The organism is Bombilactobacillus thymidiniphilus (assembly GCF_023380245.1).
GTDB classification, from domain to species: Bacteria; Bacillota; Bacilli; order Lactobacillales; family Lactobacillaceae; genus Bombilactobacillus; species Bombilactobacillus thymidiniphilus.
Genome location: NZ_CP093365.1, coordinates 1 through 13713, shown reverse-complemented (window position 1 = coordinate 13713; position 13713 = coordinate 1). Strand labels below are relative to the sequence as shown.

Sequence of the window (13713 nt, the reverse complement as noted above, 5' to 3'; positions counted from 1 at the left end):
ATTATGACTAATGTAAAATTGTTACCTCGTTTTTACAAGTTAGTTCCTTTTGGTGGACTGTTAGCTACTATTATTGCATTAAGTTTACAAACAATGTCCTCTCTACTATTAGCTACTCTTATATTTGGTGTCAGTATTTATTTTTTTCGCGTAGGAACTGCAACGATTGGTCAAATTATTACGGACAAAGATTTAATTGCTGAATCAATTATTTTGGGAGACGTTTTTACGCGGTTTGTTAACTTTGTGGTTGGAATTGGTTTCTTTTTCATAATTAAATTTCTTGATTACAAGATTGTTGTTATATTGATATCAATTTTGGGAACAATTGGTAATGTGTTGTTTGTAGATCAGCCTATCAAAGCTTATTCAGATCTTATAAAAAGTAGAGGATCACTGTGAATGGTTTTTAAAATACTTAAGTAGTGGCAAAACAGGCTACTTGGTTGATAATTATTTGCCTGATGTGGGATAAATTATTGGTAGTGATGTTATTAACTTTATTTATTTGTTTGTCCCTATTCAGGACTGTATTTTATCGTACTGATTTTTGGAATCAGAAGTAAACCTAAAATAAAAATAGATCATAATTAATTTATAAAAATCTTGATATTAACTATAGCTTGAATTTTACAGTGTCCGGTATAATAAATTAAACAGGAGGAATATTAATGATTGGATTACACATTTTTTTCGGAGTGATGATCGTTGTGGGTGCGATTGCCACGGCAATTTCTTTCCAAGGGGACACCGCTAAACTGACTAAAGCGCAAAAGTTTTCTTTGATTCTGACAACATCTGCGATTGGGCTAACTATCGTTACGGTTATTTCAGTGTATGCATCGATTTACATTGGTTTATTACTATTATTGGCGCTAGTGGCTTCTGAGTATTTTGCCTTTGTACGGGTAGTTCATAACAAGTAGTATTGATGAAGAGCGTGCTTTTATAAAAGCGCGCTTTTTTTTTACTGCTCTCAATTATGTTTTAATTTGCTATATATTACAAAATTGGAATTGACAGTAAAAATAAAGATTCTCAAGTTTAAGCTAATTTCTAAAATATAGTTAATTATTAATTAATGGGAAAATTGGGTATGGACAATGTAACCCTATTAGTAATTGATGTCCAAAAAACTTTTCGCGACGGCATTGGGGAGTGAGTAATAAAGAATTTGCTTGAAATAACGTGCATTAACTGTTACAGGCTTTTCGCCAGCGCAACGGGTTAGTTATTAATGTACATCATATTAGTGATGATCCTAAATCACGATTTTATTTTCAGAATACTGGTTTTTAGTTTTAAAAGCAGTCTGAACCTTTACCTTCAGAAATTGTTTTGGATAAAACTGTAAACAGTGCCTTTATTGGAACTAAACTAAAAAGTATTTTACTAGAATGTCAGATTGAAAAAGTATTTATCTGTGGTTTGACAACGCCACATTGTGTTTCCACTACTACGCGAATGTCTGGTAATTTGGGATTTGATACTTACTTAGTTGAAGATGCAACAGTCTCTTTTGCAATTATGGATTACCAGGGATTTCATTTGTTCGCTAAATGGCCATATCTTAAACGATAAGACATACGTATGCTTTGATTGTAAGCTTGATTTTAAATCAACAATGAATATATTCTTAGATATACCTAATTCATATATACGCGTTGGGTAAATATAAAAGTGTGGGAGGAATAGTAATGAATACTTCTTTTGAAACAAATTGGATCAAAGAAAATATCGAAGCTTTAGATTGTGAAAGCTTACAGTTAATTCAAGGAGGCTCTAGAAAAGATTATAAGGCTGGTTATGCATGGGGGCAAGGCTGTAAGGCATGCTGTAGATATATGGACAATTTTTAAATAATTTTGGAGGAGAAGGTTTTGTTATGGAAAATAATTATTTAGAATTATCAGATAACTCTTTGGGCGAAATTTTGGGAGTCGGACATGCTTATACCGCAGCCGCAATCCGTAGAAATAATAGGTCCATGCAATCGGCTGCAGACTTTGCTTGTGGATTTTATCATGGCTTTTTTGGCTAAATAGTTTGATTGAATTTTTATTATTGGATACTAATCTTTTTATATATATTATTATGGGATTTTATCATATTTAGGAGAATAGCTATATGAGTCATAAAAGATTAACAAACAGACTTATAGTATTACTGGTTTTAGAAGTTTTATTTGAATTTGGTATGGTGAATTTTTCGAGATATCTTCATGAAAACAGCAGTGTGCTTTTTTTATGTTTAGATAAGTTTTTATTCTTGGGTTTACTGATTCTGTTGAATAACTGGCTAACACAACGAAAAATCCCTTTTTCTTTGAAACTCAATAAAGATCAACAAAAAGGCATTTTGGTTGTTGCTGGAATTTTAATTATTATGGGTTTGATGAATGTAAAGAATTTTTTGAATGCCATCGCTGTGGGCTTTATAGCTGGTACGACTGAAGAGTATCTTTTTCGAGGAGTCGTATTGCTAACACTATTGGAATTATTTGATCATTTCCAGTATCTTGTTTGGTTCGGAGCATTTTCTGAATCTATACTCGCAAAGTTTTTCGGCAACAATAATCCAAGTTTTGCAGACGACGGCTATGGGATTTGTGTTTGCTAGTATTTTTGTTAGAACCAATAATTTACTATTTCCTATGTTATGTCATTTTAGCTTAGACTATGTGGTCACTATTCTTTGGGGAATGCAGAATAGTAGCAATATTTCGTTTGGTAGTGCTATTGGTGTGTCAGTATTTTATTTAATAGTTGGTTTGTTTATTTTGATGCCAATATTGACCGATAATAAGTTAAAAGTTGAAAAATAATGTTTTTGGGAGTGCCTGAAGGAAAAGAATGGATTGAACAACGCTTTGAAACAGCTATTTTGGTGAATCAGTGGCCGGTAAAGACTCCATAGTTATTACACTACTATTGTGATTTTTAGAAAGTGGTTGAATTAAACCTGCAATTTCCTTCCTAAAATTAAAATTGTAACTTCGAAAATTGTTGACTTTTAATTTTTGGGGTCTTAATCTTAAGTTAGATATGAGTGTAATAGATAGTTATTTTTCTTAAATAATTTAAAAAATAATCCTACTCCAAAAATTTCATCAACATCTTCTGTAATTACATATTCATCTGGATCATTATCTGCTTTTAAATTACCTAATGTAAAAATAGCAGGGCTAGGTCCAGTGATTTATCTAAATTGATTACTGTAATTATTGATTTCTTTTCCTCAGATGGATAGAGGTGGACAAATGAAATTCACTGTAAATGGATTATCAAAGCGCTATAAAACATCACATATATTGACTAACGTTAATTTTGATTTTGATATGAGTGTGTGCAACATAATTGCACTAATTGGACCGAATGGCATTGGTAAAACTACACTTATGAGATTAATGGCAGGTATTACTATTCCCAATGCTGGTGATATCTCCATAGATAATTCCACTAACTTAACGTACGAAGCTTGGGCGCGAGTAAATACCATCTTTGTTCCGGCTGGTGAAAGAGGATTAAGAAACAAACTGACTATTTACCAAAATTTAGAATATTTTTCGGCTCTAAGTAATCAAAATTATCAAGAAAATGCTGATCATCTAACAAGTTTAGCCAAATTATTTAACATTACTAACTTTGTAAAAAATGATTTTGAAAAACCTCAACTGGTCAAAAGAAAAAGGCATCTTTACTAGTTGCTGCTGCCATGAATTCCAAAATGTTGTTATTAGATGAGCCCTCTAATGGCCTTGATATTGATGCTCAAAAAGAATTAATGACATTGATGTCTAAACTATCGGAACTAGAGAAAATAATTATAGTTTCGTCTCATGATCCGGAATTAATTAGTACAGTGGCGCAAAGCTATGTTTTCTTAGGAAACGGGCGCGTGCTCAAACAGACATTTGGTCAGGTTTCAAAAGAAAAATTAGTTAATAGATATCACCAATTATACGGATTGGGGGTGATAAACGATGATTAGGCAAGGCATTATAAGATTATTCCTGGTTGAATTAAAAATGGAATGGATCACCAGAATGAAATATATTATGGCGTCTATTGGTGATTTTGTGGTCTTTACAGTTACATTTCTAGCAGTGACATTTGTGGCGCCAGTTTCTGCGGTAAACAGCACCTATCATACTAATCAAGGCCTGTTACTTATTATGATTGGTTATATGTTTTGGAATTTAGGTGTTGTAGCGATGGATATTGGCACACAAGTGATTGAAAGTGCTGCCAAGAGTGGGATATTAGAAATAGAGATGTAATCTAAGTATCCACTTTGGCTACTAATATTTATCAGAAACATTGTCACAAATGCCTTTGTGGTTATGTATCTAATATTTCTTGGTGTTGCAACGTCGCTATTTACTAATTTGAAGTTTTCGACAATCTTACTTGCTATTATTTATGTCACAATATTGTCTATGCTTACCAATTTAGGTATGTTAGGTATTGGATTTATATTTGCTTCAGGATCATTGTCGTTTAAAAGAATAGGACAATGGTCTACACTACTCCAAGCAGCGATTATATTATTTTCCAATGTTGGAATACCGTTAACAACTCCACTACAATTAATTGTTCCTTTTTCAGGCGGAATAGAAATTGTGCGAAGCTTAATACTTAATAAGCCTATATCAGTTAACGAATTAATCATCACGTTAATAGTAAACATCTTATGGTTTATTGCTGGGATTGTTGTTTTGAACGTTAGTGTAAAGAATGAACGAAAAAATGGCTCATTTACGGCCTTTTGATTGTAGTAAAAACATATTGTCTAGTACAAGGAAGCAGGTAAATATTTACATGAAAAAAATTCTTTTATTTAATTCGTCAACGCATGATCCTTCTAATTCGGCCATTTTAGCCAAATTAGTCTTAAAGGGATTGGATTATCAGGATATAAATCTAAATAATGTCCAAATAGGTGATGTGCAAGATTTTCGGTTTGCGTCTAGTTGGCCTCGCCAAGATGATGATTATTATCGTATCAGTGAACAGCTCCAAGCAGCTGATGTAATTGTTTTGGCAACACCGGTCTATTGGTATGGTGTCGCTGCCACACTGAAAAGGTTCATCGATCGATGGTCCGAAAGTCTCAAAGTGGATGATAATTTTCGAGCAGCAATGCAAGGCAAACAAATTGTCTTGGTTATTGTTGGTGGCGATAATCCTATAGTTAAAGGTCAACCGATTGTTGAGCAGTTTAATTATATTTGCGAGTTTTTGGGTATGGAATTGTTGACTAGTGTAATTGGAGAAGCTAATCGACCGAATACAATTCAAAATGATTCACACGCGCTGTCTCAAGCTGAGGCGGCTAACACAATGCTTAAAAAATTGTGTCAGTAGGAAATGGAATACAATTGATTCAAAAAGCTTGTTGCTAGCAACAAGCTTTTTTATGTTCAATAATCTTTTCTTTGTGAGGGCACACCTTTTTTGTCAGTAACAATTCAGCAAAAGTCTGATATACCAACGCTGCACCTCTTAGTTGCGTTAAAGCTCGTAAGATGTTCGTGCTTTTTTTAAGTGGCAATTTCATAATCACCTTGTATTGAGAGGTGTGGTCTTTGGGAAAGGATGGAAATGATGTCCATGTTAATATGATTATTTTTTTGATTATTATGCCAGCTTTGTTAAACTTGCCGTTGTTTTTTAAAAGTCGTAATCAAATGACGACAACAGTCCAATTATTGATGATGTGCATTTATTTAATAATATTTTTATTAGCTACTACCACAATGCTTATGAATAATAATTATGATAATGACATTTGTTGTTGGCATGGTTTCTAATATTGGTGATTTGATGATGTAAAGTTATAACAAAAAGTGATTCTAGGGCAATGAATTAGAGAAGAACGAGAAAAAAGAAATTGGACACAAACTCAATGTTAGCCGCCAGTCTGTGTCTAAATAACTTATCCAGATATTGAGCGTCCAATTCAAATTAGTGATCTATTTGCGGTTAGTTTAAACAGTCTGATACGTGATGATGAAAAATTTCAGCAACAGATTAAATTTCAAAAACTACGAAATGGCATGACCTTTTGGGATTTCTTGAGTTATCGTTGGTGGATTATTTTTGTCATTGCTTGGTGTTTAGCGTGGTTACTGCCAATAGTTATTCATGCTCTGAAGTAGTAATCAATAAAAATGATTGAAAATGTATCTTAAAGCATAAAGGATATTCATGACAAAATTAATGAATTATCCTAACCAATATCAATTTACTCTCGCAGAAAATTGCCGTTTTGCACGTGCTAATTGTACATGTAAAATGCGGCTGTTTTTGACAGTACCTAAAGAATATCAGCCTAAGAATGTTACTAAAGACTAAATTTTAAAAGTGACGATTAATTTGTTAAAGGGATATGAAACGCAATTTAGATCAGGATATGTTCAAAATCGTGGAACCAACAAATTTATTGGCTACCCTATTAGAGAGTGCTTGATTAATTACAATAAGCGGGTTCCATATTATGGCACGTATCCAGAAATTAAAAGAAAAATATCAGCAGGTCGTTTATTTGTTTCGCATGGATGAAATTATGCATCGTGAATCGAAAAATTAAAACTTCATCAATATGGATCGCTAATTAACCGATCTGGTGAGCAAGTTGATGTGCATTTATAGAGATTTTAACCAGACTTCATTCTGTTTCTGGAAAATAATGAAGTCTATAGGGTATGAGTAGTGATAAGTTTGTTAGTGAATTATGGAAACAAGATTTGTTACTTTACATGTTCGATCACCAAGCTGAGATGGAATTTGAATAGGAATATGATGATGATGTGTACGTTAACGGTGCGAAATTCCACATTAAAGGTGATAGACAAAATACTATGAACAAGCTTGATCGATTAACTAGTGCTGATGATTAGTTCTAATTCTAGGATTTACATTTTTATTTTTTAATATACCATCTATCCCTTAAAGTTGAGACCGATGAGCAATTAAAAGATTCTTTTGAGTACTACGGCGGATATTAATAAATTATTTTAAAAATATTTATCTCATGTAACTATATTTATGAGCCTGATAAATAATAGTAAATTTGGATCTATTCTATTTATTTATGATTTGTTTATGGATATAACAAATGAATATAGTAAATTTAACAATTAATCAAAATATATTGAATTTGTTGATTGAAAATTGACTGGATCAAATAAATAATCATAAGTTGATATTTTTTAAATGTGTAAATTAATTAAAAATAAAGTATCTATTAAATATATATGATCTTTTGAACGATTAAGATATTTAAAAAATATTAAATGTGTTGAGTTAAATTATATCCTTCGTTTATAGTTTAACTTTTTTGTCTAAAATTTCGTTGTGTACGAAATTGCAAAATGATGTGCTGATGAAATTTAAAAATATTAGTATTAGTAGTAAAATGGTACATCTTTTTATTGAGAATCAATATGAAAACTATATATAAATATTTATAAAAAGTTCCAAAATGATACGGTATATATATATCCTATGAGCTATAGCTCATAGGATATATATATACCGTATCATTTTGGAACTTTTTATAAATATTTATATATAGTTTTCATATTGATTCTCAATAAAAAGATGTACCATTTTACTACTAATACTAATATTTTTAAATTTCATCAGCACATCATTTTGCAATTTCGTACACAACGAAATTTTAGACAAAAAAGTTAAACTATAAACGAAGGATATAATTTAACTCAACACATTTAATATTTTTTAAATATCTTAATCGTTCAAAAGATCATATATATTTAATAGATACTTTATTTTTAATTAATTTACACATTTAAAAAATATCAACTTATGATTATTTATTTGATCCAGTCAATTTTCAATCAACAAATTCAATATATTTTGATTAATTGTTAAATTTACTATATTCATTTGTTATATCCATAAACAAATCATAAATAAATAGAATAGATCCAAATTTACTATTATTTATCAGGCTCATAAATATAGTTACATGAGATAAATATTTTTAAAATAATTTATTAATATCCGCCGTAGTACTCAAAAGAATCTTTTAATTGCTCATCGGTCTCAACTTTAAGGGATAGATGGTATATTAAAAAATAAAAATGTAAATCCTAGAATTAGAACTAATCATCAGCACTAGTTAATCGATCAAGCTTGTTCATAGTATTTTGTCTATCACCTTTAATGTGGAATTTCGCACCGTTAACGTACACATCATCATCATATTCCTATTCAAATTCCATCTCAGCTTGGTGATCGAACATGTAAAGTAACAAATCTTGTTTCCATAATTCACTAACAAACTTATCACTACTCATACCCTATAGACTTCATTATTTTCCAGAAACAGAATGAAGTCTGGTTAAAATCTCTATAAATGCACATCAACTTGCTCACCAGATCGGTTAATTAGCGATCCATATTGATGAAGTTTTAATTTTTCGATTCACGATGCATAATTTCATCCATGCGAAACAAATAAACGACCTGCTGATATTTTTCTTTTAATTTCTGGATACGTGCCATAATATGGAACCCGCTTATTGTAATTAATCAAGCACTCTCTAATAGGGTAGCCAATAAATTTGTTGGTTCCACGATTTTGAACATATCCTGATCTAAATTGCGTTTCATATCCCTTTAACAAATTAATCGTCACTTTTAAAATTTAGTCTTTAGTAACATTCTTAGGCTGATATTCTTTAGGTACTGTCAAAAACAGCCGCATTTTACATGTACAATTAGCACGTGCAAAACGGCAATTTTCTGCGAGAGTAAATTGATATTGGTTAGGATAATTCATTAATTTTGTCATGAATATCCTTTATGCTTTAAGATACATTTTCAATCATTTTTATTGATTACTACTTCAGAGCATGAATAACTATTGGCAGTAACCACGCTAAACACCAAGCAATGACAAAAATAATCCACCAACGATAACTCAAGAAATCCCAAAAGGTCATGCCATTTCGTAGTTTTTGAAATTTAATCTGTTGCTGAAATTTTTCATCATCACGTATCAGACTGTTTAAACTAACCGCAAATAGATCACTAATTTGAATTGGACGCTCAATATCTGGATAAGTTATTTAGACACAGACTGGCGGCTAACATTGAGTTTGTGTCCAATTTCTTTTTTCTCGTTCTTCTCTAATTCATTGCCCTAGAATCACTTTTTGTTATAACTTTACATCATCAAATCACCAATATTAGAAACCATGCCAACAACAAATGTCATTATCATAATTATTATTCATAAGCATTGTGGTAGTAGCTAATAAAAATATTATTAAATAAATGCACATCATCAATAATTGGACTGTTGTCGTCATTTGATTACGACTTTTAAAAAACAACGGCAAGTTTAACAAAGCTGGCATAATAATCAAAAAAAAATCATATTAACATGGACATCATTTCCATCCTTTCCCAAAGACCACACCTCTCAATACAAGGTGATTATGAAATTGCCACTTAAAAAAAGCACGAACATCTTACGAGCTTTAACGCAACTAAGAGGTGCAGCGTTGGTATATCAGACTTTTGCTGAATTGTTACTGACAAAAAAGGTGTGCCCTCACAAAGAAAAGATTATTGAACATAAAAAAGCTTGTTGCTAGCAACAAGCTTTTTGAATCAATTGTATTCCATTTCCTACTGACACAATTTTTTAAGCATTGTGTTAGCCGCCTCAGCTTGAGACAGCGCGTGTGAATCATTTTGAATTGTATTCGGTCGATTAGCTTCTCCAATTACACTAGTCAACAATTCCATACCCAAAAACTCGCAAATATAATTAAACTGCTCAACAATCGGTTGACCTTTAACTATAGGATTATCGCCACCAACAATAACCAAGACAATTTGTTTGCCTTGCATTGCTGCTCGAAAATTATCATCCACTTTGAGACTTTCGGACCATCGATCGATGAACCTTTTCAGTGTGGCAGCGACACCATACCAATAGACCGGTGTTGCCAAAACAATTACATCAGCTGCTTGGAGCTGTTCACTGATACGATAATAATCATCATCTTGGCGAGGCCAACTAGACGCAAACCGAAAATCTTGCACATCACCTATTTGGACATTATTTAGATTTATATCCTGATAATCCAATCCCTTTAAGACTAATTTGGCTAAAATGGCCGAATTAGAAGGATCATGCGTTGACGAATTAAATAAAAGAATTTTTTTCATGTAAATATTTACCTGCTTCCTTGTACTAGACAATATGTTTTTACTACAATCAAAAGGCCGTAAATGAGCCATTTTTTCGTTCATTCTTTACACTAACGTTCAAAACAACAATCCCAGCAATAAACCATAAGATGTTTACTATTAACGTGATGATTAATTCGTTAACTGATATAGGCTTATTAAGTATTAAGCTTCGCACAATTTCTATTCCGCCTGAAAAAGGAACAATTAATTGTAGTGGAGTTGTTAACGGTATTCCAACATTGGAAAATAATATAATCGCTGCTTGGAGTAGTGTAGACCATTGTCCTATTCTTTTAAACGACAATGATCCTGAAGCAAATATAAATCCAATACCTAACATACCTAAATTGGTAAGCATAGACAATATTGTGACATAAATAATAGCAAGTAAGATTGTCGAAAACTTCAAATTAGTAAATAGCGACGTTGCAACACCAAGAAATATTAGATACATAACCACAAAGGCATTTGTGACAATGTTTCTGATAAATATTAGTAGCCAAAGTGGATACTTAGATTACATCTCTATTTCTAATATCCCACTCTTGGCAGCACTTTCAATCACTTGTGTGCCAATATCCATCGCTACAACACCTAAATTCCAAAACATATAACCAATCATAATAAGTAACAGGCCTTGATTAGTATGATAGGTGCTGTTTACCGCAGAAACTGGCGCCACAAATGTCACTGCTAGAAATGTAACTGTAAAGACCACAAAATCACCAATAGACGCCATAATATATTTCATTCTGGTGATCCATTCCATTTTTAATTCAACCAGGAATAATCTTATAATGCCTTGCCTAATCATCGTTTATCACCCCCAATCCGTATAATTGGTGATATCTATTAACTAATTTTTCTTTTGAAACCTGACCAAATGTCTGTTTGAGCACGCGCCCGTTTCCTAAGAAAACATAGCTTTGCGCCACTGTACTAATTAATTCCGGATCATGAGACGAAACTATAATTATTTTCTCTAGTTCCGATAGTTTAGACATCAATGTCATTAATTCTTTTTGAGCATCAATATCAAGGCCATTAGAGGGCTCATCTAATAACAACATTTTGGAATTCATGGCAGCAGCAACTAGTAAAGATGCCTTTTTCTTTTGACCAGTTGAGGTTTTTCAAAATCATTTTTTACAAAGTTAGTAATGTTAAATAATTTGGCTAAACTTGTTAGATGATCAGCATTTTCTTGATAATTTTGATTACTTAGAGCCGAAAAATATTCTAAATTTTGGTAAATAGTCAGTTTGTTTCTTAATCCTCTTTCACCAGCCGGAACAAAGATGGTATTTACTCGCGCCCAAGCTTCGTACGTTAAGTTAGTGGAATTATCTATGGAGATATCACCAGCATTGGGAATAGTAATACCTGCCATTAATCTCATAAGTGTAGTTTTACCAATGCCATTCGGTCCAATTAGTGCAATTATGTTGCACACACTCATATCAAAATCAAAATTAACGTTAGTCAATATATGTGATGTTTTATAGCGCTTTGATAATCCATTTACAGTGAATTTCATTTGTCCACCTCTATCCATCTGAGGAAAAGAAATCAATAATTACAGTAATCAATTTAGATAAATCACTGGACCTAGCCCTGCTATTTTTACATTAGGTAATTTAAAAGCAGATAATGATCCAGATGAATATGTAATTACAGAAGATGTTGATGAAATTTTTGGAGTAGGATTATTTTTTAAATTATTTAAGAAAAATAACTATCTATTACACTCATATCTAACTTAAGATTAAGACCCCAAAAATTAAAAGTCAACAATTTTCGAAGTTACAATTTTAATTTTAGGAAGGAAATTGCAGGTTTAATTCAACCACTTTCTAAAAATCACAATAGTAGTGTAATAACTATGAGTCTTTACCGGCCACTGATTCACCAAAATAGCTGTTTCAAAGCGTTGTTCAATCCATTCTTTTCCTTCAGGCACTCCCAAAAACATTATTTTTCAACTTTTAACTTATTATCGGTCAATATTGGCATCAAAATAAACAAACCAACTATTAAATAAAATACTGACACACCAATAGCACTACCAACCAAACGAAATATTGCTACTATTCTGCATTCCCCAAAGAATAGTGACCACATAGTCTAAGCTAAAATGACATAACATAGGAAATAGTAAATTATTGGTTCTAACAAAAATACTAGCAAACACAAATCCCATAGCCGTCGTCTGCAAAACTTGGATTATTGTTGCCGAAAAACTTTGCGAGTATAGATTCAGAAAATGCTCCGAACCAAACAAGATACTGGAAATGATCAAATAATTCCAATAGTGTTAGCAATACGACTCCTCGAAAAAGATACTCTTCAGTCGTACCAGCTATAAAGCCCACAGCGATGGCATTCAAAAAATTCTTTACATTCATCAAACCCATAATAATTAAAATTCCAGCAACAACCAAAATGCCTTTTTGTTGATCTTTATTGAGTTTCAAAGAAAAAGGGATTTTTCGTTGTGTTAGCCAGTTATTCAACAGAATCAGTAAACCCAAGAATAAAAACTTATCTAAACATAAAAAAAGCACACTGCTGTTTTCATGAAGATATCTCGAAAAATTCACCATACCAAATTCAAATAAAACTTCTAAAACCAGTAATACTATAAGTCTGTTTGTTAATCTTTTATGACTCATATAGCTATTCTCCTAAATATGATAAAATCCCATAATAATATATATAAAAAGATTAGTATCCAATAATAAAAATTCAATCAAACTATTTAGCCAAAAAAGCCATGATAAAATCCACAAGCAAAGTCTGCAGCCGATTGCATGGACCTATTATTTCTACGGATTGCGGCTGCGGTATAAGCATGTCCGACTCCCAAAATTTCGCCCAAAGAGTTATCTGATAATTCTAAATAATTATTTTCCATAACAAAACCTTCTCCTCCAAAATTATTTAAAAATTGTCCATATATCTACAGCATGCCTTACAGCCTTGCCCCCATGCATAACCAGCCTTATAATCTTTTCTAGAGCCTCCTTGAATTAACTGTAAGCTTTCACAATCTAAAGCTTCGATATTTTCTTTGATCCAATTTGTTTCAAAAGAAGTATTCATTACTATTCCTCCCACACTTTTATATTTACCCAACGCGTATATATGAATTAGGTATATCTAAGAATATATTCATTGTTGATTTAAAATCAAGCTTACAATCAAAGCATACGTATGTCTTATCGTTTAAGATATGGCCATTTAGCGAACAAATGAAATCCCTGGTAATCCATAATTGCAAAAGAGACTGTTGCATCTTCAACTAAGTAAGTATCAAATCCCAAATTACCAGACATTCGCGTAGTAGTGGAAACACAATGTGGCGTTGTCAAACCACAGATAAATACTTTTTCAATCTGACATTCTAGTAAAATACTTTTTAGTTTAGTTCCAATAAAGGCACTTTATCCAAAATAAGGAAAAAAGAAAAAAAAAAAAA

The 13713-nt window shown here is 31.9% G+C and carries 26 protein-coding genes and 1 pseudogene; 14 read left to right on the top strand and 13 right to left on the bottom strand.

Translation table 11 applies throughout. The features are described from left to right. Positions 1-3 precede the first annotated feature (3 nt). The 14 genes and pseudogenes from MOO47_RS00120 (at position 4) to MOO47_RS00060 (ending at position 6356) form a co-directional block, all read left to right on the top strand. A complete protein-coding gene (locus MOO47_RS00120) occupies positions 4-402 on the top strand; it encodes a hypothetical protein (RefSeq protein WP_249512827.1) in 399 nt (132 codons plus the stop codon). Between the two features lie 269 nt (positions 403-671). Then, the gene (locus MOO47_RS00115) at positions 672-926 is read left to right on the top strand and encodes a hypothetical protein (protein ID WP_249512828.1); all 255 of its coding nucleotides are present in this window, start codon (positions 672-674) and stop codon (positions 924-926) included. 400 nt (positions 927-1326) lie between these two features. Next, positions 1327-1581 (top strand): annotated as a pseudogene (locus tag MOO47_RS00110) (isochorismatase family protein); the annotation flags it as partial. A 116-nt stretch (positions 1582-1697) separates the two neighbouring features. Continuing rightward, a complete protein-coding gene (locus MOO47_RS00105) occupies positions 1698-1859 on the top strand; it encodes a hypothetical protein (RefSeq protein WP_249512841.1) in 162 nt (53 codons plus the stop codon). Between the two features lie 26 nt (positions 1860-1885). After that, the gene (locus tag MOO47_RS00100) at positions 1886-2041 is read left to right on the top strand and encodes a hypothetical protein (protein WP_249512831.1); all 156 of its coding nucleotides are present in this window, start codon (positions 1886-1888) and stop codon (positions 2039-2041) included. Between the two features lie 86 nt (positions 2042-2127). Beyond that, positions 2128-2619, top strand: a complete 492-nt coding sequence (locus MOO47_RS00095) for a hypothetical protein (protein WP_249512832.1) — start codon at positions 2128-2130, stop codon at positions 2617-2619. After that, entirely contained in the window at positions 2501-2824 is a 324-nt protein-coding gene (locus MOO47_RS07710; protein WP_396022039.1) for a CPBP family intramembrane glutamic endopeptidase, read from the top strand. Before MOO47_RS00095 ends, MOO47_RS07710 begins: the two co-directional genes overlap by 119 nt. 435 nt (positions 2825-3259) lie before the next feature. Further along, the gene (locus MOO47_RS00090; RefSeq protein WP_249512833.1) at positions 3260-3703 is read left to right on the top strand and encodes an ATP-binding cassette domain-containing protein; all 444 of its coding nucleotides are present in this window, start codon (positions 3260-3262) and stop codon (positions 3701-3703) included. Between the two features lie 23 nt (positions 3704-3726). Next, entirely contained in the window at positions 3727-3990 is a 264-nt protein-coding gene (locus tag MOO47_RS00085; protein WP_249512834.1) for an AAA family ATPase, read from the top strand. Further along, entirely contained in the window at positions 3983-4279 is a 297-nt protein-coding gene (locus MOO47_RS00080) for a hypothetical protein (RefSeq protein WP_249512835.1), read from the top strand. The genes MOO47_RS00085 and MOO47_RS00080 overlap by 8 nt, the downstream gene beginning before the upstream one ends. Positions 4280-4342: 63 nt before the next feature. After that, positions 4343-4771 carry a hypothetical protein gene (locus tag MOO47_RS00075; protein WP_249512836.1) on the top strand — a complete coding sequence of 143 codons (429 nt, stop codon included), beginning with the start codon at positions 4343-4345 and terminating at the stop codon, positions 4769-4771. A gap of 49 nt (positions 4772-4820) precedes the next feature. Continuing rightward, positions 4821-5366: a flavodoxin family protein gene (locus tag MOO47_RS00070; RefSeq protein ID WP_249512837.1), complete on the top strand. Its 546-nt coding sequence runs from the start codon at positions 4821-4823 to the stop codon at positions 5364-5366. Between the two features lie 221 nt (positions 5367-5587). Continuing rightward, a complete protein-coding gene (locus MOO47_RS00065; protein WP_249512838.1) occupies positions 5588-5812 on the top strand; it encodes a hypothetical protein in 225 nt (74 codons plus the stop codon). A gap of 397 nt (positions 5813-6209) precedes the next feature. Further along, positions 6210-6356, top strand: a complete 147-nt coding sequence (locus MOO47_RS00060) for a hypothetical protein (RefSeq protein ID WP_249512839.1) — start codon at positions 6210-6212, stop codon at positions 6354-6356. A 2320-nt stretch (positions 6357-8676) separates the two neighbouring features. Here MOO47_RS00060 and MOO47_RS00055 read toward each other — a convergent pair. The 13 genes from MOO47_RS00055 to MOO47_RS00005 all read right to left on the bottom strand — a co-directional run bounded on the left by MOO47_RS00055 (position 8677) and on the right by MOO47_RS00005 (position 13669). Then, positions 8677-8823 (bottom strand): hypothetical protein, encoded by a 147-nt coding sequence (locus MOO47_RS00055; protein WP_249512839.1) that lies wholly within the window; start codon positions 8821-8823, stop codon positions 8677-8679. A 397-nt stretch (positions 8824-9220) separates the two neighbouring features. After that, positions 9221-9391 (bottom strand): hypothetical protein, encoded by a 171-nt coding sequence (locus MOO47_RS00050; protein ID WP_249512840.1) that lies wholly within the window; start codon positions 9389-9391, stop codon positions 9221-9223. Between the two features lie 274 nt (positions 9392-9665). Continuing rightward, positions 9666-10211 carry a flavodoxin family protein gene (locus tag MOO47_RS00045; RefSeq protein WP_249512837.1) on the bottom strand — a complete coding sequence of 182 codons (546 nt, stop codon included), beginning with the start codon at positions 10209-10211 and terminating at the stop codon, positions 9666-9668. A 49-nt stretch (positions 10212-10260) separates the two neighbouring features. Next, positions 10261-10689 (bottom strand): hypothetical protein, encoded by a 429-nt coding sequence (locus MOO47_RS00040; RefSeq protein WP_249512836.1) that lies wholly within the window; start codon positions 10687-10689, stop codon positions 10261-10263. A gap of 63 nt (positions 10690-10752) precedes the next feature. Then, the gene (locus MOO47_RS00035) at positions 10753-11049 is read right to left on the bottom strand and encodes a hypothetical protein (protein WP_249512835.1); all 297 of its coding nucleotides are present in this window, start codon (positions 11047-11049) and stop codon (positions 10753-10755) included. Further along, on the bottom strand, positions 11042-11305 hold the full coding sequence (locus MOO47_RS00030; RefSeq protein WP_249512834.1) for an AAA family ATPase: 264 nt from the start codon (positions 11303-11305) through the stop codon (positions 11042-11044). Before MOO47_RS00030 ends, MOO47_RS00035 begins: the two co-directional genes overlap by 8 nt. Positions 11306-11328: 23 nt before the next feature. Continuing rightward, positions 11329-11772, bottom strand: coding sequence for an ATP-binding cassette domain-containing protein (locus tag MOO47_RS00025; protein ID WP_249512833.1), 444 nt, complete (start codon positions 11770-11772; stop codon positions 11329-11331). A gap of 300 nt (positions 11773-12072) precedes the next feature. After that, entirely contained in the window at positions 12073-12207 is a 135-nt protein-coding gene (locus tag MOO47_RS07630) for a hypothetical protein (protein ID WP_260523906.1), read from the bottom strand. A 90-nt stretch (positions 12208-12297) separates the two neighbouring features. Beyond that, complete coding sequence (locus MOO47_RS07705; RefSeq protein WP_396022072.1) at positions 12298-12516, bottom strand: CPBP family glutamic-type intramembrane protease; 219 nt, start codon at positions 12514-12516, stop codon at positions 12298-12300. Then, a complete protein-coding gene (locus MOO47_RS00020; protein ID WP_249512832.1) occupies positions 12416-12907 on the bottom strand; it encodes a hypothetical protein in 492 nt (163 codons plus the stop codon). The genes MOO47_RS07705 and MOO47_RS00020 overlap by 101 nt, the downstream gene beginning before the upstream one ends. 86 nt (positions 12908-12993) lie before the next feature. Beyond that, complete coding sequence (locus tag MOO47_RS00015; protein WP_249512831.1) at positions 12994-13149, bottom strand: hypothetical protein; 156 nt, start codon at positions 13147-13149, stop codon at positions 12994-12996. Between the two features lie 26 nt (positions 13150-13175). Next, positions 13176-13337, bottom strand: a complete 162-nt coding sequence (locus MOO47_RS00010) for a hypothetical protein (protein ID WP_249512841.1) — start codon at positions 13335-13337, stop codon at positions 13176-13178. A gap of 116 nt (positions 13338-13453) precedes the next feature. After that, positions 13454-13669 carry an isochorismatase family protein gene (locus MOO47_RS00005; RefSeq protein ID WP_260523922.1) on the bottom strand — a complete coding sequence of 72 codons (216 nt, stop codon included), beginning with the start codon at positions 13667-13669 and terminating at the stop codon, positions 13454-13456. Positions 13670-13713 lie beyond the last annotated feature (44 nt).